Below are 23,912 nucleotides of genomic sequence, written 5' to 3'. Positions count from 1 at the left end.
AGCCCGCGCGACGACCGCCGCCTCGGGCTTGTGGCCCACGGGCGGGGACGTGCGTCGGGTCGTCTCAGGGAGGCCGCAGGCGGCCTCGCGGTGGATGGAGCGGGAAACTCAGGCCCGAGCGGCCGCCCGGGCTGCTTCGGCGGCGCGCACGGCGTACTGCTCGCGGATCACGGGGCGGGTGTCGGCCGCGAGCTCTTCGGCGAACTCGACGGGCCAGCCCGGGCGCTCGCCCGTGAGGGCCCACGCGGCCTGGCGTGCGGCGCCGTCGGCGACGTACTCGCCCGGCGCCGGGATCGACACGGGCACGTCGAACACCTGCGCGGCGATCGCGCGCACGGCCGGGTTCTGCGCGGCGCCGCCGATGAGGAGCACGCGCTGCGCCTCGACGCCCTGGCCGCGGACCGCGGCGAGGCCGTCGGCGAGGCCGCACAGCAGGCCCTCGATCGCGGCGCGCGCGAGGTTCGGGCGCGTCGTTGACGCGAGCGTGAGGCCCGACAGCGACGCCGTCGCGTCGGGCAGGTTCGGGGTGCGCTCGCCCTCGAAGTAGGGCACGAGCACGAGACCGGATGCCCCGGGCTCGCTCTGCAGCGCAAGGGTGCCGAGCTCGTCGTGGTCGACGCCGAGGAGTCCTGCCGTCGAGTCGAGCACGCGGGCCGCGTTCAAGGTCGCGATGAGGGGGAGCCAGGCGCCCGAGGCATCCGCGAAGCCTGCGACCGTGCCGCTCGCGTCCTTCGCGGGCGTCTCGGTCACGGCGAAGACCGTGCCGCTCGTGCCGATCGAGACGACGACGTCGCCGGGGCGCGCGTCGAGGCCGAGGGCGGCTCCCGCGTTGTCGCCCGCGCCCGCGCCGACGAGGATGCCGTCGGGCGTCGTGCCGGCCGACTCGGCCGGGCCGAGCACGCGCGGGAGGATCGCGTCGTGGCCGAGCGCGCGCTCGAGCAGGTCGCGGTCGTAGCCGCCCTGACCCCAGTACGCCGTGCCGCTCGCGTCGGAACGGTCGGTCGTGAGGGCCTCGAGCACGGGGCCGAGGGGCGACTCGCCCTCGGGGCCGTAGCCGAGCAGGCGCCAGGTCAGCCAGTCGTGGGGGAGGGCGACGGCCGCGACGCGCGCGGCGTTCTCGGGCTCGGCGTCGCGCAGCCACCGGAGCTTCGTCGCCGTGAACGAGGCCACGGGCACGACGCCCGTGCGCTCAGCGTAGGCGTCTGCGCCGACCTCGTCGATGAGGTCGCGCGCCGCGCCGGCCGAGCGGGTGTCGTTCCAGAGGAGGGCGTCGCGGATGACCCGGCCCTCTGCGTCGAGGGCGACCATGCCGTGCTGCTGGCCCGCGACCGAGATCGCCTCGACGCCGTCGAGGCCGCCCGCGTCGGCGATCGCCGTGAGGAGCGCGCCCCACCACGCGGCGGGGTCGACCTCGGTGCCCGCCGGGTGCGACGCGCGGCCCGAGCGCACGAGGGCGCCCGTCTCGGCGTCGCGGATGACGACCTTGCACGACTGGGTGGACGAGTCGACTCCGGCGACGAGGGCCATGGATGCTGCTCCTTCGGGGTGATCAGGGTGCGGGTGTGCGAACGGGCGCCCGGCGTGCCGTACCGGGCGCCCGTTCAGGCAGGCAGGATCAGCCGCGCGCGCCGAGCAGGTGTTCGGTGGCGAGCTGCTGCAGCTTCACGAAGCCGAAGCCCTTGCCGCCGAGGTAGGCGTCGGCGTCGAAGTCCTCGAACGCCGAGCGGTCGGCCTTGAGGGCCTCGACCGTCTCGCCCGGGTTGAGCGTGGGCTGGGCGAGCTCGGTGACCTTGGACGCCTCGAGCGCCGCCTGCACCTCGGGGTCGGCGCGGAAGGCCGCGGCGCGCTCCTTGAGGAGGAGGTAGGTCTGGATGTTGGCCTTGGCCGAGTCCCAGACGCCGTTCTCGTCTTCGGTGCGGCTCGGCTTGTAGTCGAAGTGACGCGGGCCGTCGTAGGCGGGGCCGCCGTTCAGGCCGCCGTTCTCGAGGAGGTCGACGAGGGCGAACGCGTTGTGCAGGTCGCCGTGGCCGAACACGAGGTCCTGGTCGTACTTGATGCCGCGCTGGCCGTTGAGGTCGATGTGGAAGAGCTTGCCGTGCCAGAGCGCCTGCGCGATGCCGGCCGAGAAGTTCAGGCCTGCCATCTGCTCGTGGCCGACCTCGGGGTTGAGGCCGACGAGCTCGGGGTGCTCGAGCTCGTTGATGAAGGCGAGCGCGTGGCCGACCGTCGGGAGCAGGATGTCGCCGCGCGGCTCGTTGGGCTTGGGCTCGATCGCGAAGCGGATGTCGTAGCCCTGGTCGAGCACGTACTGGCCGAGGAAGTCGAACGACTCCTTGTAGCGGTCGAGCGCGACGCGGATGTCCTTCGCCGAGTCGTATTCGGCGCCTTCGCGGCCGCCCCACGCGACGTACGTCTTCGCGCCGAGTTCGGCGGCGAGGTCGAGGTTGCGGATGAGCTTGCGGAGGGCGAAGCGACGCACCTGGCGGTCGTTCGACGTGAGGCCGCCGTCCTTGAAGACGGGGGCCGAGAAGAGGTTGGTGGTCGCCATCGGGACGATGAGGCCCGTGTCGGCGAGGGCGCCCTTGAGGCGGTCGATCTGGGTCTGACGCTCGGCGTCGGTCGAGCCGAACGCGAAGAGGTCGTCGTCGTGGAAGGTGAGGCCGTAGGCGCCGATCTCGGCGAGCTTCTCGACGACGTGGACGACATCGAGCGGCTTGCGCGTAGGGCCGCCGAACGGATCGGTGCCGTTGTAGCCCACGGTCCACAGACCGAAGGAGAACTTGTCGTCGCGGGTGGGGGTGGGCATGTCGCTCCTCGATGAACGGAAGAAATGTTGTTGCTCACAACCTATCCCATCCACAGGCTGCACGCCAGCGCAACTTTCGCACTACGATGCGAAACATGGAAACGGATGTCACCGGCGACAGAGTCACCCTGCAGAGCGTCGCCGAAGAGGCGGGAGTCTCGCTCTCGACGATCTCGAAGGTCCTCAACGGACGAACGGACGTCGCCGCTGCGACCCGCGCCCGCGTCGAGCAGCTCCTCGCCGACCGCGGCTACGTCCGCCGCGGCGGACCCCGTTCCGAAGCACGCCCCGGCCTCATCGAGATCGTCTTCCACGAACTCGACCGCATCTGGTCGATGGAGCTCATCGACGGCGTCGAACGCGTCGCCAAAGAGCACGGGCTCTCGGTCGTCCTCACCGTGAGCGGCAGCCGCCACACCCCCGACGACGAGTGGATCGAAGGCGTCATGCGCCGCCGCCCCGTCGGCGTCGTGCTCGTCTTCAGCGAGATCGCACCCGAGCACCGCGAGCAACTGCGCTCCCGAGCCATCCCGTTCGTCATCGTCGATCCCGCCGGCGACCCGTCGCCCGACGTGCCCTCCGTCGGCTCCGCCAACTGGTCGGGCGGCCTCGCCGCGACCCGTCACCTCATCGAACTCGGCCACCGCCGCATCGCCGCGATCACCGGCCCCGAAGACATGATGTGCTCGCTCGCCCGCGTCGACGGTTACCGCTCGGCCATGAACTCCGCCGGGGCGTCCATCGACCCCGAGTGGATCCGCTTCGGCGACTTCCACGTCTCGGGCGGCCGCAAGCACGCCCGCGAACTCCTCGCACGCCCCGCCGACGAGCGCCCCACGGCGATCTTCGCAGGCAGCGACATGCAGGCCCTCGGCGTCCTCGAAGCCGCCCGCGAGGCTGGGATCCGCGTGCCCGAAGAGCTCTCGATCGTCGGCTACGACGACATCCCGCTCGCGCAGTGGCTGACGCCCCGACTCACGACCGTGCACCAGCCGCTCCGTCGCATGGGCGAAGAGGCCGCGCGCCTCGCCATCCGGCTCTCCGAAGAGGACCCCGCCGAGCCCTCGCGCCCCACCGCGCGCATGGACCTCGCCACGAGCCTCGTCGTCAGAGACAGCACGGCGGCGCCCGCGGCCTCCTGAGTGCGCGTCGCGCCGAGCGACGATCCGACGACGAGCGAGGCCCCGCGACGAATCGCGGGGCCTCGCTCGTTTCTTCAGCCGGGTCGCGGGGTGGCGACGACCCGACCTGGTTACGCGGTGACGGATGCCTCGGCCGCGGCCTCGATCGCGACGTCGGCGTGCAGGCGACGCGTGTGGTCGACCTCGCGCACCTCGCCCGTGAGGCGCACGGTGCGCTCCACGCGGAGGTCGCCGCTCGAGCGTCCGGCGCCGAGGACGAGCTCGCCCGGCTCGACGATGCGTCGGCCGTCGCGGTTCGTGAACGACGCGAGATCCGCAGGGACGGTGAACGTCACGTCGACGGCCTCGCCTGCGGCGAGGTCGACGCGCGCGTAGCCGATGAGCTTCTGCACCGGTCGCACGACCGACGCGACGGGGTCGTGCAGGTACAGCTGCACGATCTCGGTGCCGTCGCGGTCGCCCGCGTTGCGCACACGGACGGCGACGGTCGTCCCACCGTCGGTCGCGAGCTCGGACGAGTCGGATGTCTCGACCGCGGCCCACTCGAACGTCGTGTAGCCGAGGCCGTGGCCGAACGGGAACGCCGGGGTCGTGTCGATGTTCGAGACGCCGCTCTTCCGCGCGAGCGGGGGAGCGAGGTACGTCGACGGCTGCGCGCCGGGGTTCGACGGCACGCTCACGGGGAGGCGCCCGCTCGGGTTCACGCGGCCCGACAGGATGCCTGCGAGGGCGGGCGTGCCGGCTTCGCCCGCGAAGAACGCCTCGACGATCGCAGAGGCCCCTCGACGGCCGAGCCGAGGGCGTACGGACGGCCCGCGAGGAGCGTCACGACGGTCGGCGTGCCCGTCGCGAGCACGGCGTCCACCAGGTCCTGCTGGGCGCCGGGCAGCGACAGGTCGGCCGCGTCGCAGCCCTCGCCGCTCGTGCCGCGGCCGAAGAGGCCCGCACGGTCGCCGAGCGCGAGGATGACGACATCCGCCGCCTTCGACTCGGCGATCGCAGCGTCGAAGTCGCGCTCGCCGCCCTGCACGCTCGTGCCCTGCGTGTACGTGACCTCGGCGCCCGGGAACTCGGCGCGGAGCGACTCGAGCAGCGTCGGCAGCTCGATGCCCGCCCCGAACGCCTCGTGGTGGATGCCCACGTGGAGGGGGAACGAGTAGCAGCCGAGCACGGCGAACGGGTCGTCGCCGTTCGGGCCGATGACCGCGATGCGCTTCGGGGCGGCGAGCGGCAGCACACCGTCGTTCTTCAGCAGCACGATCGCGCGCTCGGCGAGACGGCGGGCGAGATCGCGGTTCTCCGCGGGGTCGAGGTCGACCGTGCCGCGCACGGCGTCGGCCGAGGCATCCTCTCGGCCCTTCAGCACGTCGGGAACGTACCCGGCGTCGCCGTCGAGGAGACCGAGCTCGATCTTCTGCGCGAGCACGCGGCCGAGGGCGCGGTCGATGAGCGCCTCGGGCACGATGCCGTCGCGCACGGCCGCGACGAGGTCGGGACCGAAGGTCTTGCGGCCCGGAAGCTCGACGTCGATGCCCGCCTTGAGGGCCTGGTGCGCGGCATCCGTCCAGTCCTCTGCGACGCCGTGCTGGGTGAGGAGGAACGCGATCGCGAAGTAGTCGGCGACGACCGTGCCCTCGAAGCCCCACGTGTCGCGGAGGAGCCCCGTGAGCAGCGACTCGTCGGCCGCCGACGGCACGCCGTCGAGGTCGGTGTACGAGTTCATGACGCTGCGGACGCCCGACTCGCGGATCGCCATCTCGAACGGCGGGAGGATGACGTCGGCGAGCTCGCGACGGCCGATCGACACGGGCGCGAGGTTGCGCCCGGCCTTCGAGGTCGAGTAGCCCGCGAAGTGCTTGAGCGTCGCGACGATGCCGGATGACTCGAGGCCCTTGATATACGCGGTGGCCGTCGTGCCGACGAGGTACGGGTCTTCGCCGATCGTCTCCTCGACGCGGCCCCAACGGGCGTCGCGCACGACGTCGAGCACCGGCGCGAGGCCTTGGTGCACGCCCATCTTGCGCATATCGGCGCCGATCTGCGCCCCCACCTCCTGGACGAGCTCGGGCGAGAACGACGCGCCCCACGACAGCGGCACGGGGTACGCCGTCGCGCCCCACGCCGCGAAGCCCGCGAGGCACTCCTCGTGCGCGAGGGCGGGGATGCCGAGCCGCGACTCGGCCACGACGCGCTGCTGCGTGCGGAGCAGCGACACGGCGCCCGCGGCGGGGTCGACGGGGACCGTGCCGTAGGTGCGCGTGAGCTGCCCGAGCCCCTGCGGCAGGAACGTGTCGAGGTCGATGTCCTCGGTCATCTCGTTCTGGTTGGGAGCGACCTCTGCACCGTCGTTCGACGCGGCGATCCAGATGCCGTACAGCTGCGCGATCTTCTCCTCGAGCGTCAGTGCGTCGATGAGCGTCGCGACGCGCTCGGCCGTGGGGAGGGCCGGGTCGCGCCATGGGGTGGAAGTCACGGTCATCCCTTCACGGCGCCCTGGAGGCCGCCGACGATCCGCTTCTCAGCGGCGAGGAAGAACACGAGCGCGGGGATCATCGCCAGCGAGGTGTAGGCGAGGACGGCGCCCGTGTTCTGCGAGTACTGGGTGGAGAACTGCGTGACGCCGAGGGGCAGCGGCCAGAAGTCCTGCGGCAGCGTTCCCGTCGAGATCACGAGGAGGGGAAGGAGGTACCCGTTCCAGCTGCCGACGAACGCGAGGACGCCGACGGTCACGAGACCCGGCATGGAGAGCGGGAGCAGGATGCGCCAGAAGAACCCGATGCGGGTGGTGCCGTCGATCGACGCGGCCTCTTCGAGCTCGTCGGGGATCGCCCGCAGGAACGGCACGAGGATGATGATCGTCGTCGGCAGCGCGAACGCGATGGACGGGATGATCACCCCGAGGTAGGTGCCGTGCAGGTTGAGCGTGCGAAGCAGCAGCGTGAGCGGGAGCGCCGCGACCGTCAGGGGGAACATGAGTCCCGCAGTGAAGATCGTGTACATCGCCTCGCGGCCCTTGAAGCTGTAGCGCGCGATCGGGTACGCGGCCATGATGCCGAGGATGACGACGCCGAGCGTCGTTCCGGCGGCGAGGATGATGCTCGCGAGCACGTTGCCCCAGAACCGGGGCGTCGTGAGCACCTGCGCGTAGTTGTCGAACACCCACGGCGCCGGGAACCCGCCCGGGTTCGCGTTGATGTCGGCCGTCGTACGGAACCCGCCGATGATGACGTACAGCACGGGGCCGATCGCGAGCGCCGCGACGACGAGCGCGATGAGGTAGACGAACGGCTGGCCCCAGTCGAAGCGGCGCCGCCCGGCGGGGTCGCCGAGGTTGCCGGCCTTGCCGGTGGTGACGTAAGACGTGGCGGTCATGTCAACGCACCCCTCTCGTGATGGCGCCCTGGAGGTCACGACGGAGCGCGAACCGCTGGTACAGGAGCGCGACGACGAGGGAGATGAAGAACAGGATGACGGCGATGGCGGAGCCGTAGCCCGGCTGGCCGGCGAACTGGCCCTGCTGGACCATGTAGGTCGCCATCGTCTCGGTCGACATCTGGCGGACGGTCGGCGCGACCGTGACCCACACCATGTCGAACAGCTGGAGGGCGCCGATCATCGACAGGAACGCCCAGATGCGGATGGTGGGTGCGAGCAGCGGGATCGTGATGTACCGCTGCGTCTGCCACCACGTCGCGCCGTCGATCTGCGCCGCTTCGGCGAGCTCTTCGGGCACGCCCTGCAGGCCTGCGAGCATGAGGATGATCGCGAAGCCGACGTACTTCCAGGTGAGGATCGCGAAGAGCGTCCAGAGGGCGATGTTCGGGTCGGCGAGCCAGTTCTGCTTGAGCGCTCCGAGGCCGATCGCCTCGAGGAGGGCGTTGACGCCGCCGGTGGGCTGGAGGAGCAGCTTCCACGAGAGACCCGCGATGACTTCGGCGAGCACGTAGGGAACGAAGATCAGGAGACGGATCACGGCGCGACCGCGCATGGGGCGGTTCAGCAGCAGCGCGACGCCGATGGCGATGGGGCCCTGGATGACGAGCGAGAGCACCAGGATGATGAAGTTGTTGCCGATCGCCTTGATGAACTCGGGAGTCTGGAAGGCGCGGATGTAGTTGTCGAAGCCGACGAAGCGCTCGGGGTCGGCGAGGTTCTCCCACTTGAAGGCAGCGGGCAGGTTGTAGAACGAATAGACCGCGGCGAGGATCACGGGAAGGATCACGAAGCCGAGGAACACGACGAGCGCGGGCCCGGCGAGGAGGACGATCTCGAGCCGCTGGCGGCCGCGGCCGCGCTTGGCGCGTGTGGAGCGCGGGGAAGGGCCGGGCCCGCGGAAACCGCGGGCCCGACCTTTTCGGACAGGGAGGTCACAGGGTGGCCGCCGCGTCCGTCATCTTCTTGACGATGTCCTCGGGCGTGCCGGTGCCTGCGAACAGGTTGACGATGCCTTCGTTCATCGCGTTGCCGACGGTCGTGCCGTAGGCGGTGTCGAGCCAGAGCTGGACGAACGAGGCGTTCGCGAGACCCTCGGCGACGGCCTTCAGGTTCGGGTCCTCGAGCGAGTCGACCGCCGACGGAACGGTCGGGATGCCCGAGCCGCTCGCGGCGAACTTCGCCTGGACCTCGTCGCTCATGATGTAGGCGAGCAGCTCGTCGCACTCCTTGGGAGCGTCGGCCGAGCAGCCGAAGCCGTCACCGCCGCCGAGTGCGGCGGTCGGGTCGCCGGCCGAGCCCTCGATGCCGGGGAACGGGAACCAGCCGAGGAAGGCGGGAACCTGCTGGTCGGGCGTGAGGCCGCCGATGACACCGGCGTTCCAGTGGCCCATGAGCTCCATCGCGGCCTGGCCGTTCGCGACGAGACCGGCCGACGAGCCGGCGCCCTGCTGGGCCGGGGTGCCGAGGAAGCCCTCCTGGAAGGGGTTCGTGCCGATGAAGTCCTTCAGCTGCTGGCCGGCCTCGACGAAGCACGGGTCGCTGAAGTCGAAGTCCTTCTCAGCGGTCTGCAGCGTCTCGGGCGAGCAGCTGTGCAGCGCGAACTGGTACCACCAGTGCGCGGCCGGCCACTTGTCGCCGGCGCCGACGGCGATGGGCGTGAAGCCCGCCTCGCGGAGCTTGGCGTTGTCGGCGATGAGCTCGTCGAGCGTCGTGGGCGGGGCCGAGATGCCGGCTTCCTTGAACTGGTCCTTGTTGTACCAGAAGCCCTCGATGCCGAAGGTGAAGGGGATGCCGTACGTCTTGCCGTCGACCTGCCACGGGTTGACCGTCGCGCCGACGCTTGCGATCGTGTCGGCGATCGAGTCGTCGAGGGGCTTGAGGTAGCCGTTGGCGACCTGGTCGCGGAGCTCGCCGCCCGGCCAGACCTGGAAGAGGTCGGGCGCGTCGCCCGAAGCGAGCGCGTTCGGGATGAGCGTGCGCTGAAGGTCTTCGTTCTGGTAGCCCGTCTGCTCGACCTTCACGCCGGGGTGTGCCGCCTCGAACTCGGAGGCGACTTCCTCCCAGACGGCCGGCATGGGGCCGGAGGTGGCGTTGTGCCACCAGGTGAGGGTGACTTCGCCGTCTGCCGCGTTGTCGTCGCCACCTGCGCTACACGCGGTGAGGGAGGCGAGGGCAAGGCCTGCTGCTGCGGCGAACGTGACGAGCCGGGTAGTGCTGCGTCTGTTCATCATTGAACCTCTCGAAAGTTTCGGCCTCAATGCCGAAAGTGATCTGGACGTCTAGAGCATACGCATGGACCCATATGCGGTCAAGCGCAACAAATTCGGCGTGGCTGAGACGTTATAGAGCGCGCAGCGAACCTAGACTCAGGCTCGTGGCAGAACGGCCGGGCACGTTCGACGGGGTGCACCGTCGAAATCTCTCGAAACTCCTTCGAATCGTCCATCGAGAGGGGCCCCTCTCGCGCGCCCGCCTGACGGAGCAGACGGGGCTCAATCGCTCGACGGTCGCGGCGCTCGCCGCAGAGCTCGTCGAGCTCGGCCTCGTCGAAGAGCGCGCACCCGACCCGACCAATCGCGTCGGTCGCCCCTCGCCCGTCATCGCCGTGCACCCCACGGTCGTGGCGATCGCCGTCAACCCCGAGATCGACGCCGTCACGATCGCCGCGGTCGGCCTCGACCGCCGAGTCGTCGTGCGCGACCGCGTCGAGGTCGACCGGCTCGTCACGCCCGAAGAGACGGCCGGCCTCGTCGCCGAGACGATCATGCGGTGGCGTCGGGGGCCGCTCCGCGGCGCGCGGGTCGTGTCGATCGGCCTCGCCGTGCCGGGTCTCGTGCGCGCCTCGGACGGGCTCGTGCGTCTCGCCCCGCACCTCGGGTGGCGCGAAGCGCCGGTCAGGGTGCTCGTCGAGGAGGCCACGGGAATCCTCACGATCGTGGGCAACGACGCGAGCCACGGTGCGACGGCCGAGCACCTCTTCGGCGCCGGCATGGGCGTCGAGGACCTCGTCTACCTGAACGGCGGTGCGAGCGGCATCGGCGGCGGCGTCATCGTGCACGGTCTGCTCCTCGGCGGCGCGGGCGGCTACGCGGGCGAGTTCGGCCAGAACCGGCCCGGCATCGCCGCGGCCGCCGACCGGCGCGCGGCGGGTGGCGTGCTCGAAGACGAGGTGAGCCGGTCGCGGCTCCTCGACGCGCTGCATCTCAAGCACGCCGACGAGCCCACGCTCGCGCGCGCGATCGAGGAGTCGGATGCCTCGGCGGTGCACGACGAGGTCGCCCGGCAGCGGCGCATCCTCGCGACGGCGCTCGCGAACGCCGTCAACGTGCTGAATCCCTCGGTCGTGATCCTCGGCGGGTTCCTCGCGACGATCGCCGAGCGCGACCGCGACGGGCTCGCGGCGGCGGTCGAGGCGCAGTCGATGCCTGCGGCGTTCGAGCTCGTCGAGCTCCGCACGGCCGCGCTCGGCGAGGACCGGCTGATGATCGGCGCTGCCGAGGCGGCGTTCGCAGATCTGCTCGACGACCCGGGTCGCGCCGTCGCCGGGTAGCGATGGCGGATGCCTCGGGGTCGCGCTTCGAGGCATCCGCTCGCCCTTGCGCCCGCGCGCTGTGCGCCCGCTAGACTGGTGCGATTGTCGAATCGATTCGACCGCTGAGACCCAGGAACGCGATGTCCGCCACGAGCCCCATCCCCATCATCAGACCCGACGACACGAGGTCGACGCCCGTCGTGGGCGCCCACGGCGAGCACGCACACCCGGGCGACCGCCTCACGAGCCGCCAGCGCCTCGTCTACGTGCTCGTGCTCGGCGCGCTCACGGCGCTCGGGCCGTTCACGGTCGACCTCTACCTGCCGGCCTTCCCGGTGCTCCAGAACGAGCTCCACGTGAGCGCGTCGGCCGTGCAGCTGACCCTCACGGGCACCATGATCGGCTTCGGGTTCGGCCAGCTCATCGTCGGGCCGTGGAGCGACAAGGTCGGCCGGCGCCTGCCGCTCATCCTCGCGACGGCGCTGCACATCGCGGCCTCGATCGCCGCGGCGAACGCGCCCGACATCGTGTGGCTCTCCGTCTTCCGTCTGCTCCAGGGCTTCGGCGCGGCCGCCGGCGGCGTCGTCGCCGTGGCGATGGTGCGCGACCTGTTCGGCGGCAAGCCGCTCGTGCGCATGCTGTCGCGCCTCGCCCTCGTCAACGGCCTCGCGCCCGTGCTCGCTCCCGTCATCGGATCGCAGCTGCTCGCGATCATGGACTGGCGGGGCGTCTTCTGGGTGCTCGCGGGCTATGGGCTCGTGGTCGTGGCATCCGTGTCGTTCTTCATCGTCGAGACGCTGCCGCCCGAGCGCCGCAAGGTCGCAGGCCACTCGACCATGCGCGCCCGCTACGGCGCGCTCTTCCGCGACCGCGTCTACCTCGGTGCCGCGCTCATCGGCGGCATGACGTTCACGGGGCTCTTCGGCTACCTGTCGACGTCGTCGTTCCTCTTCCAAGACCTGTACGCGTTCACGCCGCAGCAGTACGGCCTGCTCTTCGCGGTCAACTCGATCGGCATCATCATCGGCGTGCAGACGAGTTCGCGGCTCATGCGCGGGCCGGTACCGCCGCAGTGGATCCTCGCGGGCACGACCGCCGTCCACCTCGCCATGGCGATCGCGATCCTCGTGCTCGACCGGGCAGGCGCCGGGTTCTGGGGCACGGCGATCCCGCTGTGGTTCTACATCCTCGCGTGCGGGTTCTCGTTCCCGGCCGTGCAGGTGCTCTCGCTCGCGAACCACGGCTCAGAGGCGGGCACCGCGGCGTCGCTCCTCGGCGCGCTCAACTTCGGCCTCGCCGGGGTCATCTCGCCGCTCATCGGCCTCATGGGCGTCGGCAGCGCCGCCCCCATGGCCCTCGTCATGGCGATCGTCGCCGTCATCGCGATCGCGGGCCTCTGGGGGCTCGTGCGCCCGCGCACGGTGCCGCCGCTCACCGACTGAGCCGCGCTAGTTTGGACGGCATGGCGGGTGGGCAGACGGGGGGTTCGAGACATCCGGATGCCTCGAATGCACCTGATGCCTCGGCGCCGCCGCGTATCCGCCGGCGCGACCTGCTGGTCTGGGCGCTCGTGTTCGTCGGCGTCGCGGTGCTCCTCGGCGTCACCATTTCGCTGAGGTACGGTAACCACCCCCTCGGGATCGACGAGTGGTTCTCCGAGGTCATGGGAGACATCCGCGGACCGTTCCTCGATCAGGTCGCCCTCCTCATGAACTTCCTCGGCGGGCCGCTCATGGGCGTCGTCGAACCGATCGCGGGGTTCGTCGTGCTCGCGATCGTCCGGCGGTGGTGGGCCGCCCTGTACTTCGTCGCGTCGGCGGCCGCGAGCCTCGCCGTCGTGCAGGCGCTCAAGCACACCCTCGAACGGCCGAGGCCCGTGCGCCTCGAAGAGTTCCTGATCACGACCGATCTCGGCTCGTTCCCCTCCGGGCACGTCGCGAACGCCGCCACGGTCGCGTTCGTGCTCTGGGTCATCGTGCCGCGCACGTGGGTGTGGGTGACGGGCACGGCGTACGTCCTCGTGATGGCCGTCAGCCGCACCTACCTGGGAGCGCACTGGCTGACCGACACCCTCGGCGGCGCGCTCGTCGGCGTCGGCGTCGCCATCCTCGTGCTCATCCCTTTCCTGCACGTGCTCGAACGCGAACGCGTCGAGTGGGGTGCAGGCGCCCCCGAACCGCCGACCCCATGAGGAACCGCAGATGACCTACGCCGACGAACCCGTCGAGATCCGCCTGCTCGCCGACCACGCCTCGAGCCCGATCTGGATCGGGTTCGACCCCGTTCCGTTCGAGCACACCCGGCTCTCGCCCGAGCTCGTCGCCGACCTCGCGGCGTGGGCCGCCCAGGTCGAGGCCTGGGCGCTCGCCGATGCCCCGGGCGGTGCGGACGCGCTCGAGTCGCTCGAGTCGCTCGCCGGCCGGAGCGCCGGGCTCGCTCAGCGTCTCGCCGCCGAGGTCGGCAACGGCTTCGAGGTGCACACGCGCGACGGCGAGGTCGACGCCCGGTACCGATCGCGCGGCGTCGCGACGAACCGTGCCGCGGCCGACGCGTTGCGGGCGGTCGCGGGCGGCGGCACTCCGGCACCCGCCGGGGCGTCCGCGAGCACAGTCCCCGGCGAGGCCCGCAACTGGGCCGGCAACCTGCGGTACCGCGCGGCGCGCATCGTGCGCCCGACGTCGGTCGCCGAGCTCCAGGCCGTGCTCGCCGAAGGCGGCCCCGTGCGGGTGCTCGGGACGCGGCACACGTTCAACGACCTCGCCGACACCGACGGCGTGCTCATCGAGACATCCGGACTGCCCGTCGTCGTCGACGCAGGCAGCGCACCCGGGGCGGTGCGCATCTCGGGTTCGCCGCGCTATGGCGACCTCGCGCCGCTCCTGCAGGCGAAGGGGCTCGCGCTCGCGAACCTCGCGTCGCTGCCGCACATCTCCGTCGCGGGCGCGACCGCGACGGGCACGCACGGGTCGGGCGACGGGCTCGGATCGCTCTCGACGGCCGTGCGCTCGCTCGCCTTCGTCGGCGCCGACGGCCAGCCGCGCTTCGTGCAGCGCGGCGACGCCGACTTCGCGGGGTCGGTCGTGCACCTCGGCGCCCTCGGCGTCGTCGCAGCCCTCGAACTCGACGTCGAACCGACCTACGACGTCGCGCAGACCGTCTACGACGGGCCGCGATGGGACGCGATCCTCGAGGACCTCGACGCCGTCACGTCGCTCGGCACGAGCGTGAGCGTCTTCACGACGTGGCAGAGCTCGGACGTCGCCGACCAGCTGTGGGTCAAACGGCGCACGGATGTCCCGTGGCCGGGCGGTGCACTCCAGCTGGACGCCGTCGCCGCGCGGCTCGCGGCGCGGCCGGCGCCCGCCCCGAGGCATCCGATCATGGGGGTGGATGCCGCCGCCTGCACGCCGCAGCTCGGTGAACCAGGCCCGTGGTTCGCGCGGCTGCCGCACTTCCGCCTCGAGTTCACACCGTCGGCGGGCGACGAACTCCAGTCGGAGTACCTCGTGCCGCGCGCCGATGCCGTCGCCGCGATCGAGGCGGTGCGACGGCTCGCGCCGCGGATCGCGCCGCTCCTGCTCGTCACCGAAGTGCGCACGGTGCGCGCCGACGACCTGTGGCTGAGCCCGGCGTACGGCGTCGACGCCGTCGCTCTCCACTTCACCTGGAAGCTCGACGAGCCCGCCGTGCGGGCCTTCCTGCCCGACCTCGAAGCGGCCCTGCCGAGCACCGCCCGCCCGCACTGGGGCAAGGTGTTCACCCTGCCCGGTGACGAGGTGCGCCGCCGATACCCGCGGTTCGACGACTTCGCCGCGCTCCGCGCAAGGGTCGATCCCGACCGCCGGTTCGTGAACCCGTACCTCGAGCGGCTGGGGCTGTAGCGCGGCGCGCGGGCGAGACATCCGCCCCGTATCCGCTCCCCACCCCCGTTCTGTGTCCAGCCAATCCCCACCCCGGCAATTCAGGAACCACTGCCGTACGGTCGGCGTTTCGCGCCGCGCCTGACGGCGTGTCGCCGGATCCTTCCTGAGTTGGGTGAGGCGGGCGATCGAACACCGCGTGAGGACGGCTCCTCCACAGCGGGAACAGCCTGCCGGATGTCGCGTCCGAGCCCCGATGAAGGACAACGGGCATCGCGGGCACGACATGGTCGAGCGATGGACATTCGATTCCTGCTCTCCCGGCTCGGTGAGGTCGCACAACTGTCGACGCTTCGTCGCGCCGGACTGAGCGACGCCGAGATCCGCGAGCTCGTTCGAGCGAGACACCTCATCCGGCTCCGCCGCGGCTGGTACTGCTCGTCTGCCGCCGACCGCGACCAGCGCCGAGCGGTCACCGTGCACGGCGTCGTCGGCTGTTCGAGTGCGCTGGCAAGACTCGGGGTATGGAGCGGTGTCGATCGGGCTCTGCACATCCATGTGCCGCGCAACGCTGCACGGTTGGGGACGGCAGTCGGCCCACTGGAGGGCTCCGACATCCCCGTCTTCCACCCGCTCACGCCCGACCGGCTTCGCCGGGGGATCAGGCCGAGTGCTCCTGCATCGGCCCCGCGCGTGCACTGGGCCGAAGAACGCGATCGGGCTGCCGCGCTCGACTGGATCGTCTCGCCGAGCACGGCGCTCGCCGAGGCATCCCGGTGCCTCGATCCGCTGCATGCCCAAGCCGCCGTCGACTCGATGATCGGCGAGCGAGTCATGACCGCCGCGTCGGTCCGGCGGGTGCTCGCGAGCCTCCCGAGTACCCACGGACTCGTCGTCGACGAGCTGAGCGGCCGGATCGAGTCGGGCGCAGAGTCGATCTTCGTCCGGCGATTGCAGGCCGCGGGGTACCAAGTCGAACCACAGTTCCGGCTCCCGGGTCACGGACGATACGACGGCCTCATCGAAGGATGCGTCCTCTTCGACATCGACGGATGGGCGTTCCACTCCGAACGCGAGCAGTTCGCCGCGGATCGCGATCGCACCCTCGTCGCGCAAGCGTTCGGGATGCCGCTCATCAGAGCGACCGCGACGCAGGTGCTCGACGACTGGCCGACGGTGCGGGCGGCGGTCGATCGGGTCGTGGGAGATGCCCGGATGCTCCGGGGAGTCCGTCGGCTGCCTGCTGCAGGCTGACCTCCCACACCGAAGGCCGCCCTCCCTCCAGCAATTCAGGACGAACCTGACGAGGTGCGGCGTGTCGCGGTCCGACTCGCCGGTAGCCCGCGGGTTCTTCCTGAATTGCAGAGAGGAGGGGAGCGCGCGGAGGGGAGGGGGAGGGGCGAAGAGGGAAGAAGGGGGAGGAGGAATGGGTGAAGCGGGAGGGGGCGAGCGAAACCCCGGACACTCGACGGCTGCCCGCTCGCCGCGCTAGCGTCTCACCATGCGCATCCTCCTCGTCGGCGCCGGAGGCGTCGGAGACGCGATCGCCAAGATCGCGGCTCGTCGAAGCTTCTACGAACTGATCGTCGTGAGCGACTACGACGAGGGGAGGGCGAAGCGGACGGTCGACTGGGTCCGCGCGAGGCACGGCGACGATGTGGCATCCCGGTTCACGACCGCGCAGATCGACGCATCCGATCCCGACCGCGTGGCCGCGGTCGCGCGCGAGCACGGCGCGACCCACGTCATGAACGCCGTCGAGCCGAAGTTCGTGACCTCGATCTTCGCGGGCGCGCTCGCCGCGGGCGCCGACTACCTCGACATGGCGATGAGCCTCAGCGAGCCGCACCCGACCGACCCGTACGCCGAGACGGGCGTGAAGCTCGGCGACGACCAGTTCGCGCAGGCGTCCGACTGGCAGCAGGCGGGCCGGCTCGCCCTCGTCGGCATCGGCGTCGAACCCGGACTGTCGGATGTCTTCGCGCGCTACGCGGCCGACCACCTCTTCAGCGAGATCGACGAGCTCGGCACGCGCGACGGCGCGAACCTCGTCGTGCGCGACGAGGAGGGCAACGAGATCTTCGCGCCGTCGTTCTCGATCTGGACGACGATCGAGGAGTGCCTGAATCCTCCCGTGATCTGGGAGGAGGACAAGGGCTGGTACACGACGCCGCCGTTCAGCGAGCCCGAGACGTTCGACTTCCCGGCGGGCATCGGCCCCGTCGAGTGCGTCAACGTCGAGCACGAGGAGGTGCTCCTCATGCCGCGCTGGGTCGACGCGAAGCGCGTGACGTTCAAGTACGGCCTCGGCGACGAGTTCATCAACGTGCTGAAGACGCTGCACCTGCTCGGCCTCGACTCGACGACGCCGCTGCGCGTGCGGTCGGCGAACGGCCCTGCCGAGGTCGCGCCGCGCGACGTCGTCGCGGCGGCCCTGCCCGACCCCGCATCGATCGGCCCGCGCATGACGGGCAAGACGTGCGCGGGGCTCTGGGTGACGGGCACCGGCAAAGACGGCAACCCGCGCGAGGTGTACCTGTACCACGTGTCCGACAACGAGTGGACGATGGCCGAGTACGAGGCGCAGTGCGTCGTGTGGCAGACCGCTCTGAACCCCGTCGTCGCCCTCGAACTGCTCTCCGACGGCACCTGGCAGGGCACGGGGGTGCTCGGCCCCGAGGCGTTCGACGCCGTGCCGTTCCTCGAGCTCATGAAGAAGCCCGAGGCCGAGGGCGGGTACGGCCAGGAGTGGCACCTCGAGGAGCGCACGCCGAAGTGACCGAGGGTTCGACGGGCGAGGATGCCTCGGGCGGCACGCTCCTCGCCGATGCGATCGCGCTCGCAGACGCCGCCGACGCGACCGCCGGGGTCGTGACGCGCGAAGCGCAGGTCGGAGACCTCGACGGGGTCGTCTCCCGGGTCGAGGCGACCTGGGGCGTCGGCACAGGGCCCGACCGGTCGTTCTACGTCGCGCTCGCGCACGCGGGCGCGACGGTGCTCGTCGCGGAGGAGCGGCGCACGACAGAGCAGAGCGCGACGGATGTCTCGGCCGCGAGCATGCCCGTCGGCGCCGCCGCGGGGTTCCTCGGCTGGGACCGGGGCGTGCACCTGCACTCGCACCTGAACGCCGTCGACCCGGCCGCGCGCGGGCGCGGGATCGGGCTCGCCCTGAAGCTCCGCCAACGGGCGGTGTGCCTCGCGCACGGCGTCGACGAGATCCGGTGGACGTACGACCCGCTCATCCGCCGCAACGCGCGCATGAACCTCGTACGGCTCGGCGCCGAGGTGTCGGCGTGGCTGCCCGGCTTCTACGGCGACCTCGGCGACGCGATCACGGGGAGCGACCGCTCCGACCGGTTCGAGGTGACGTGGCGGCTCGCCTCGCCCCGCGCGCTGCGCGCGCTCGCGCGCGGGCCGGCGCCCGCGTGGAACGCGCGGCCGGTCGGCGTGCACCCCGAGACATCCGGCCTCGCCCTCGTCGCCGACTTCGAGGCCGTGCGCGCCGCCGATCCCGCCGCTGCCGCGGCGCTCCGCGAGTCGTCCCGAGCCGTCTTCGCGGCGGCCGCGGCGGCAGGATTGCGCCCCGAACTCGATGCGGTGGGAGACTACGTGTTCACCCACGACGACCCCGACCGAGAGGCCGAGCACCGATGAGCGACGAGGACCGATGAGCATCGAGGCGATCGAACTGCACCGCGTCGAGGTGCCGCTCGTGCGGCCGTTCGAGACGAGTTTCGGCCGCGAGACGGTGCGCGAGGCGCTCCTCGTGCGGGTCCGCACCGACGCGGGCGACGGGTGGGCCGAGTGCGTCGCGGGCCGCGACCCGTTCTACTCGTCCGAGTACGTCGACGGCGCGGCATCCGTCATCGAACGCTATTTCGCGCCCGCCCTGCTCGGCCGCGCGCTGCCCGCCGCGGCCGACCCGTCTCGGGTAGGGGTGCCGCTCGCGTCATCCGTCGCGCCCGCCCTGTCGTTCGTCGCGGGGCACCGCATGGCGAAGGCCGCGCTCGAGGCGGCCGTGCTCGACGCCGAACTGCGCGCGCAGGGGCGCTCGATGGGCGAGGCGTTCGGCGCCGTGCGCGAGTGGGTCGACTGCGGTGTGTCGGTCGGGATCGCCGACTCGGTCGACGAGCTCCTCGACGAGGTCGCGGGCTACGTCGAGCAGGGGTACCGGCGCATCAAGCTCAAGATCAAGCCCGGCTGGGACCTCGTGCCCGTCGGTGCCGTGCGCGAACTGCTCGGGCCGCGCGGGTTGCTGCAGGTGGACGCGAACACGGCCTATACGGCCGCCGACATCCCCCTGCTCGCGAGCTTCGACGCCCTCGACCTGCTCCTCATCGAGCAGCCGTTCGCCGAAGAAGACCTCGCGACGCACGTGCTCCTCGCCGAGGCGAGCGAGACGCCCGTGTGCCTCGATGAGTCGATCCTCGACACGCGGACCGCCGTCGACGCGCTCGACCGCGGCGCGTGCTCGATCGTCAACATCAAGCCCGGACGCATGGGCGGCTACCTCGAAGCGCTCCGCGTGCACGACGCGTGCGTCGCACTCGACGCGCCCGTGTGGTGCGGCGGCATGCTCGAGACGGGCATCGGCCGTGCCGCGAACGTCGCGCTCGCAGCCCTCCCCGGGTTCTCGCTGCCGGGCGACACGTCGGCGTCGAGCCGCTACTACGCCGAAGACCTCACCGAGCCGTTCGAGCTCGGCGACGGCGAGCACCGCGGGCGGTTGCGCGTGCCGACCGGCCCCGGCACGGGGGTCACGGTGCGCGAAGAGCTCGTGCGCGAATGGGCGACGCACGCGGCGGTCACGCTGCGAGGCTGAGCGCGAGCGCCCGCTCGCCGATCTCGAGCGCGCCGCGCGCGTGCCGCTCGTCGCCGTCGAGCGCGAACCACGTCGACGACAGCGCACCCCACGCGGCGACCCACCGCGCGTAGCGCACGGCGTCGAGCCCCGTCGACTCGACGACGACCCCGAACCGGCGCTCGAGCCGACCCGGGTCGAGCGCGCGCGAGTGCGACGGGTTGCACAGCAGGTTGCAGCGGTCGAACGCCGACTCGCCGACGAGCCCCTTGGGGTCGATCGCGAGCCAGCCGCGCTCGCCGAAGTCGAGCACGTTGCCGTGGTGCAGGTCGCCGTGCAGCACGACCCGATCGCGCGGATGCGCGAGGAGAGCCAGTGCGAGGTCGGCGCCGCGGCGGTGCGCGGGCTCGAGGTCGTCGGCGTGGGCGAAGAGCAGGCGGAACCAGTCGTCGAGGGGCACGAGGTCGAGTGGCGGCGTTCGGTTCAGCAGGTCGTCGGAAGACTCGTGGATGCGGTCGCCCGCAGCGCACAGGATGCGCGTCGCGAGTTCGTCGGCGTCGTCGCCGTCGTGCACCATCCCGACGAGGCTCTGCGGGCCTGTCGCACGCTCGATGAGGAGCGCGTCGCCCTCGCACCGCAGCACGCGCGCCGCCCCGCGGCCGTCGAGTGCCAAGAGCAGCGCGCCGCCGCGACGCTCCTCGTCGATGCGCGAGAGCTTCAGCATCGCGGGCACGCCATCCGCGGTGCGCACGGGGATGACCCGGCTCGACGGAGTCGTGAGGGGTTCGCCGTCGGGGCGAAGCGACCACTTCGAGAGGAGCGCCGACTCGGCCCCGTAGCCGGGGTCGATCGGACCGACATCGCTCATACGGGCATGCTCGCACGTTCCTCCGACACGCGGCGTACCGCGTTCAGCGTGCCGCGAGGCGCCACGTCCGGTCGCGGTCATCGAGCGCGAAGCGTCGGGCGGATGTCTCGTCGAGCGGCACGTCTCGCAACCACATCGTCTCGTCGGGGCCCCACCCCGCGACGACGCTCGCGCGCCCGTCGCCGAGGTCGATCGCGCGCCCGGCCGCGGCGAGGTAGCCCGCGACGGTCAGGTGCACGGCGTCGAACTCGTCGGCGACACTCGCCCAGTCGGGCACGGCCCACGCGCCGTCGCGGCCGGTCGTACGGAACCAGTCGTGGCGGCGCGAGGCCGTGACCTCGATCGGATGTCTCGCGCACAGGTCTGCCCACGCATCGGTGCCGTCGATCTCGAGCACACGAGTCGAGTCGGGCACGACGACCCGGAGCGCCGTCGCCCGCTCCCACCCCATCCCGTCTTCGACGGCATCGAGCGCGACGGGGCCGAGCCCGTCGTCGCGGGTCGACCGCGCGAGCGTCGACGGGGGAGTCGACCACCACGTGCCGCTCCACCGCGCGTGCGGGTCGGTGGGACGGTCGCGGGCGGCCGTGCGCTCCTCGATGTCGACGCCGAGGCGCCAGCTCGCGAGCACGTCGGCGGACGGTTCGGCTCCGGCCGGCCCCGGGCTGCCCGGGGCGACCGAAGAGGGCTCGCGGCGGAGCATCCATTGGCCGTCGTGCGCGATCGGCGCGCGCCACCATCGCGCCGCCTCCGCCGACTCGACCGCCTCAGCGACGCGCGCGAGCGCCTCGACGACCTCGGGCTCGGCGGCGAGCACGTCTTCGCCGTCGGGCTCCTGCCAGTACCGCGCCGAGTCGGTCGAAGCGACGAGGGCGGTGCGCAGCGTGCGTGCGTCGTCGAGGGCTGCGAGGTCGGCGGCGTCGATGAGCCGGGCGACCTCGGCCGGGCTCGGTTCGGGCGGAGCCTCGCTCGCTGCGGCGCCCCACCCGAACAGCACGACCGACGACCCGCGGCCGGGGTCGAGGGCGTATGCCGCGAGGAAGACGGCCGTGCCGAGCTCCGACGCACCCGTGAGCGGGTCGGCGCCGAGCGCGCGCACGAGTTCGAGGCACACGCGGCGGCCGCGCGGGCCCGCGAGGAGGTCGTGCACGGCATCGGTCACGCGCCCACGCTAGCGGGAGCCGTCGGGGTCACGGCACCCGGTTCGCGCCGTTCCGGCCCTCGTGGTCCGAGACGGCGTTAGGGTGAGGGCATGGTGAACGGAGCCGTTTCCATGCGGGCCGCGGTCGTGATCGTCTCGAATCGCAGCGCGCGGGGCGAGCGCGCCGATACGGTGGGGCCGACGCTCGTCGGCAGGCTGCGCTCGGCGGGGTTCGACGTCGCCGATCCGCGCGTCGTCCCCGACGGCGTCGACACCGTGCGGCGCGCGATCGCCGCCGAACTCGCAGCCGGATCACGTCTCATCGTCACGAGCGGCGGCACGGGCATCGGCCCGCACGATCGCACGCCCGAGGGCACCGCACCGCTCCTCGCGCACCACCTGCCGGGCATCGCCGAGGCGCTCCGCCGCGAGGGCATGACGCGCACGCCGCACGCCGCGCTCTCCCGCGGCCTCGCAGGCGTCGCCGACCAGCCCGGCACGGGCGGCGCGCTCGTCGTCAACCTTCCCGGTTCGCCGGGCGGAGCGGCCGACGGCATCGCGCTCGTGCTCGAGCTCGCGCCGCACGCCATCTCTCAGCTCGACGGCGGCGACCACTGATGGACGCCGGCATCGAGACATCCGCTTCGAGAGTCGTCATCGCGGCCGTGACCGACGCGCCGCTCGACGTCGCCGCTCACCTCGCGGCCGTCGAAGACGCGCGTGCCGGCGCGGTCGCGACGTTCATCGGCGTCGTCCGCGACCACGACCCCGGCACCGTTGGAGAGGTCGTCGAACTCGACTACACCGCCCATCCCGATGCCGAGCGGTTCATGCTCGAGCTCGCCGAACGGTTCGCGGCACCGCTTGCGGATGTCCCGGGCGACGACCTTCCCGATGGCGCAGACCTCGTCCGCATCGCCGTGAGCCACCGCATCGGCACGCTCGGCGTGGGCGACCTCGCGCTCGTGTGCGCGGTCGCGACCGCGCACCGCGCCGACGCGTTCGACCGCTGCCGGGCGCTCGTCGAGGCGATCAAGGCCGAGCTCCCCGTGTGGAAGCGCCAGCGCACCGCCGACGGATCGACGAACTGGGTGGGACTATGACGATCGTGCAGCGGCTCCCGATGCCGACGATGCGTCCGGCGCTCTCGCCGGTGGAGACCCGCGGTCCGCTCGTCGACCGCTTCGGGCGCGTGCACCGCGACCTCCGGATCTCGCTCACCGACCGCTGCTCGCTGCGCTGCCAGTACTGCATGCCGGCCGAAGGTGTGCCGTGGCTCGCGAAGGACAACATCCTGACGACCGACGAGCTCGAACGCGTCGCGCGCGTCGCCGCGTCGCTCGGCATCACCGAGGTGCGGCTCACGGGCGGCGAACCGCTCATCCGGCGCGACGTGGTCGACGTCGTGCGCCGCATGGCCGCGATCGAGGGGCCCGACGGCCCGCTCGAGGTGTCGATGACGACGAACGGGCTGAAGCTCCCCGAGCTCGCGCCCGCGCTCGCCGAGGCGGGGCTCACACGGGTCAACATCTCGATCGACACGCTCAAGCCCGAACGGTTCGCCGAGCTCACCCGCCGCGACCGCCTCGACGACGTCCTCGCGGGCATCGACGCCGCGCGCGCCGCCGGGTTCTCGCCCGTGAAGCTCAACGCCGTCGCGATGCGCGGCGTCAACGACGACGAACTCGTCGACCTCGTGCGCTACGCCGTGTCGATCGGCGCCGAGATGCGCTTCATCGAGCAGATGCCCCTCGACGCCGGACACATCTGGTCGCGCGTCGAGATGGTGCGCGGCGAGGAGATCCTCGAGCATCTCGCCGAGGCGTTCACGCTCACGCCCGTCGGTCAGCGTGGCGCGGCGCCCGCCGAACGGTTCCTCGTCGACGACGGTCCCGCGACCGTCGGCGTCATCGCGTCGGTCACGGCGCCGTTCTGCGGGGCGTGCGACCGTGTGCGCCTCACCGCCGACGGGCAGCTCCGCAACTGCCTCTTCGCGCGCACCGAAGACGACCTGCTGCCGCTCCTCCGCGGCGACGGCGACGGGAACGGGATCGGCACCGACGACGATCTCGCCGCCGTGTTCGTGCGCTCGATCGGCGCGAAGCTCGCGGGCCACGGTATCGACGACGAGGGCTTCCTCCAGCCCGACCGCCCGATGAGCGCGATCGGCGGGTAGCGGCGTTCCTGTCGCTCTCGTCGACCTGCCCCGCTCCGCAATTCAGGAAGAACCGGGACACTCGCGGTGTGTCGGGACCCGACCCGCCGACGAACAGCCGATTCGTCCTGAATTGCGTTTCGGGGTCGCGGGGTCGCGGGGTTCGCGGGTT

Annotated in this window: 19 protein-coding genes and 1 pseudogene; 12 read left to right on the top strand and 8 right to left on the bottom strand. The window is 71.8% G+C overall.

Features of this window, described 5'->3' with window-relative positions; all coding sequences use genetic code 11:
- Window positions 1-108: 108 nt before the first annotated feature.
- Both xylB and xylA read right to left on the bottom strand, forming a co-directional pair.
- On the bottom strand, window positions 109-1,527 hold the full coding sequence (gene xylB, locus ET445_RS17010) for a xylulokinase (RefSeq protein WP_129192323.1): 1,419 nt from the start codon (window positions 1,525-1,527) through the stop codon (window positions 109-111).
- 88 nt (window positions 1,528-1,615) lie between these two features.
- On the bottom strand, window positions 1,616-2,806 hold the full coding sequence (xylA, locus tag ET445_RS17005; RefSeq protein WP_129192322.1) for a xylose isomerase: 1,191 nt from the start codon (window positions 2,804-2,806) through the stop codon (window positions 1,616-1,618).
- Between the two features lie 95 nt (window positions 2,807-2,901).
- Here xylA and ET445_RS17000 point away from each other — a divergent pair, with 95 nt between their 5' ends.
- Window positions 2,902-3,948 carry a LacI family DNA-binding transcriptional regulator gene (locus ET445_RS17000; RefSeq protein WP_208008475.1) on the top strand — a complete coding sequence of 349 codons (1,047 nt, stop codon included), beginning with the start codon at window positions 2,902-2,904 and terminating at the stop codon, window positions 3,946-3,948.
- A 110-nt stretch (window positions 3,949-4,058) separates the two neighbouring features.
- Here the strand turns inward: ET445_RS17000 and ET445_RS16995 are convergent.
- From ET445_RS16995 to ET445_RS16980, 4 genes and pseudogenes are all read right to left on the bottom strand, one after another.
- Window positions 4,059-6,427: pseudogene (locus ET445_RS16995) on the bottom strand (beta-xylosidase/alpha-l-arabinosidase).
- The gene (locus tag ET445_RS16990; protein WP_129192320.1) at window positions 6,424-7,320 is read right to left on the bottom strand and encodes a carbohydrate ABC transporter permease; all 897 of its coding nucleotides are present in this window, start codon (window positions 7,318-7,320) and stop codon (window positions 6,424-6,426) included. Before ET445_RS16990 ends, ET445_RS16995 begins: the two are co-directional and overlap by 4 nt.
- A 1-nt stretch (window position 7,321) precedes the next feature.
- On the bottom strand, window positions 7,322-8,170 hold the full coding sequence (locus ET445_RS16985; RefSeq protein ID WP_341769719.1) for a carbohydrate ABC transporter permease: 849 nt from the start codon (window positions 8,168-8,170) through the stop codon (window positions 7,322-7,324).
- 145 nt (window positions 8,171-8,315) lie between these two features.
- A complete protein-coding gene (locus ET445_RS16980; RefSeq protein WP_165314443.1) occupies window positions 8,316-9,611 on the bottom strand; it encodes an ABC transporter substrate-binding protein in 1,296 nt (431 codons plus the stop codon).
- Window positions 9,612-9,757: 146 nt separating this feature from the next.
- On the opposite strand from ET445_RS16980, the gene ET445_RS16975 reads away from it, so the two are divergent.
- The 8 genes from ET445_RS16975 to menC all read left to right on the top strand — a co-directional run bounded on the left by ET445_RS16975 (window position 9,758) and on the right by menC (window position 19,597).
- Complete coding sequence (locus tag ET445_RS16975) at window positions 9,758-10,933, top strand: ROK family transcriptional regulator (RefSeq protein WP_243695258.1); 1,176 nt, start codon at window positions 9,758-9,760, stop codon at window positions 10,931-10,933.
- A 122-nt stretch (window positions 10,934-11,055) separates the two neighbouring features.
- Window positions 11,056-12,357, top strand: coding sequence for a multidrug effflux MFS transporter (locus ET445_RS16970; RefSeq protein WP_129192317.1), 1,302 nt, complete (start codon window positions 11,056-11,058; stop codon window positions 12,355-12,357).
- A gap of 20 nt (window positions 12,358-12,377) precedes the next feature.
- Window positions 12,378-13,106, top strand: coding sequence for a phosphatase PAP2 family protein (locus ET445_RS16965; RefSeq protein ID WP_243695257.1), 729 nt, complete (start codon window positions 12,378-12,380; stop codon window positions 13,104-13,106).
- A 451-nt stretch (window positions 13,107-13,557) separates the two neighbouring features.
- On the top strand, window positions 13,558-14,796 hold the full coding sequence (locus tag ET445_RS16960; protein WP_243695435.1) for a D-arabinono-1,4-lactone oxidase: 1,239 nt from the start codon (window positions 13,558-13,560) through the stop codon (window positions 14,794-14,796).
- A 276-nt stretch (window positions 14,797-15,072) separates the two neighbouring features.
- Window positions 15,073-16,029: a type IV toxin-antitoxin system AbiEi family antitoxin domain-containing protein gene (locus ET445_RS16955; protein ID WP_129192315.1), complete on the top strand. Its 957-nt coding sequence runs from the start codon at window positions 15,073-15,075 to the stop codon at window positions 16,027-16,029.
- 247 nt (window positions 16,030-16,276) lie between these two features.
- Window positions 16,277-17,554, top strand: a complete 1,278-nt coding sequence (locus ET445_RS16950; protein ID WP_129192314.1) for a saccharopine dehydrogenase family protein — start codon at window positions 16,277-16,279, stop codon at window positions 17,552-17,554.
- The gene (locus ET445_RS16945) at window positions 17,551-18,429 is read left to right on the top strand and encodes a hypothetical protein (RefSeq protein WP_129192313.1); all 879 of its coding nucleotides are present in this window, start codon (window positions 17,551-17,553) and stop codon (window positions 18,427-18,429) included. Before ET445_RS16950 ends, ET445_RS16945 begins: the two co-directional genes overlap by 4 nt.
- Window positions 18,430-18,442: 13 nt before the next feature.
- Entirely contained in the window at window positions 18,443-19,597 is a 1,155-nt protein-coding gene (gene menC, locus ET445_RS16940) for an o-succinylbenzoate synthase (RefSeq protein ID WP_129192312.1), read from the top strand.
- On the opposite strand, the gene ET445_RS16935 is transcribed toward menC, so the two are convergent.
- Entirely contained in the window at window positions 19,581-20,444 is an 864-nt protein-coding gene (locus ET445_RS16935; protein ID WP_129192311.1) for an aminoglycoside phosphotransferase family protein, read from the bottom strand. The two genes, menC and ET445_RS16935, sit on opposite strands and share 17 nt — an antisense overlap.
- Before the next feature lie 43 nt (window positions 20,445-20,487).
- On the bottom strand, window positions 20,488-21,606 hold the full coding sequence (locus tag ET445_RS16930) for a hypothetical protein (RefSeq protein ID WP_129192310.1): 1,119 nt from the start codon (window positions 21,604-21,606) through the stop codon (window positions 20,488-20,490).
- Window positions 21,607-21,696: 90 nt separating this feature from the next.
- On the opposite strand from ET445_RS16930, the gene ET445_RS16925 reads away from it, so the two are divergent.
- From ET445_RS16925 to moaA, 3 genes are read left to right on the top strand one after another with little or no spacing between them, the layout of a single operon-like run.
- Window positions 21,697-22,203, top strand: a complete 507-nt coding sequence (locus tag ET445_RS16925) for a MogA/MoaB family molybdenum cofactor biosynthesis protein (protein ID WP_129192309.1) — start codon at window positions 21,697-21,699, stop codon at window positions 22,201-22,203.
- Window positions 22,203-22,688, top strand: a complete 486-nt coding sequence (locus ET445_RS16920) for a molybdenum cofactor biosynthesis protein MoaE (RefSeq protein WP_129192308.1) — start codon at window positions 22,203-22,205, stop codon at window positions 22,686-22,688. The genes ET445_RS16925 and ET445_RS16920 overlap by 1 nt, the downstream gene beginning before the upstream one ends.
- A 20-nt stretch (window positions 22,689-22,708) precedes the next feature.
- Window positions 22,709-23,761 carry a GTP 3',8-cyclase MoaA gene (gene moaA / locus ET445_RS16915; RefSeq protein WP_243695434.1) on the top strand — a complete coding sequence of 351 codons (1,053 nt, stop codon included), beginning with the start codon at window positions 22,709-22,711 and terminating at the stop codon, window positions 23,759-23,761.
- Window positions 23,762-23,912: the final 151 nt, after the last annotated feature.

It is taken from the genome of Agromyces protaetiae, assembly GCF_004135405.1.
Taxonomy (GTDB): domain Bacteria; phylum Actinomycetota; class Actinomycetes; order Actinomycetales; family Microbacteriaceae; genus Agromyces; species Agromyces protaetiae.
The sequence above is the reverse complement of the archived record's forward strand: the minus strand, read 5'-3'. Positions and strand labels throughout refer to the sequence as shown.

Bases quoted from the DNA above. Each gene is read 5' to 3' on its own strand.
- xylB (WP_129192323.1), bottom strand. From the start codon at position 1,527: ATGGCCCTCGTCGCCGGAGTCGACTCGTCCACCCAGTCGTGCAAGGTC.
- xylA (WP_129192322.1), bottom strand. From the start codon at position 2,806: ATGCCCACCCCCACCCGCGACGACAAGTTCTCCTTCGGTCTGTGGACC.
- ET445_RS17000 (WP_208008475.1), top strand. From the start codon at position 2,902: ATGGAAACGGATGTCACCGGCGACAGAGTCACCCTGCAGAGCGTCGCC.
- ET445_RS16990 (WP_129192320.1), bottom strand. From the start codon at position 7,320: ATGACCGCCACGTCTTACGTCACCACCGGCAAGGCCGGCAACCTCGGC.
- ET445_RS16980 (WP_165314443.1), bottom strand. From the start codon at position 9,611: ATGAACAGACGCAGCACTACCCGGCTCGTCACGTTCGCCGCAGCAGCA.
- ET445_RS16970 (WP_129192317.1), top strand. From the start codon at position 11,056: ATGTCCGCCACGAGCCCCATCCCCATCATCAGACCCGACGACACGAGG.
- ET445_RS16965 (WP_243695257.1), top strand. From the start codon at position 12,378: ATGGCGGGTGGGCAGACGGGGGGTTCGAGACATCCGGATGCCTCGAAT.
- ET445_RS16955 (WP_129192315.1), top strand. From the start codon at position 15,073: ATGGACATTCGATTCCTGCTCTCCCGGCTCGGTGAGGTCGCACAACTG.
- ET445_RS16950 (WP_129192314.1), top strand. From the start codon at position 16,277: ATGCGCATCCTCCTCGTCGGCGCCGGAGGCGTCGGAGACGCGATCGCC.
- menC (WP_129192312.1), top strand. From the start codon at position 18,443: ATGAGCATCGAGGCGATCGAACTGCACCGCGTCGAGGTGCCGCTCGTG.
- ET445_RS16935 (WP_129192311.1), bottom strand. From the start codon at position 20,444: ATGAGCGATGTCGGTCCGATCGACCCCGGCTACGGGGCCGAGTCGGCG.
- ET445_RS16925 (WP_129192309.1), top strand. From the start codon at position 21,697: ATGGTGAACGGAGCCGTTTCCATGCGGGCCGCGGTCGTGATCGTCTCG.
- ET445_RS16920 (WP_129192308.1), top strand. From the start codon at position 22,203: ATGGACGCCGGCATCGAGACATCCGCTTCGAGAGTCGTCATCGCGGCC.
- moaA (WP_243695434.1), top strand. From the start codon at position 22,709: ATGCCGACGATGCGTCCGGCGCTCTCGCCGGTGGAGACCCGCGGTCCG.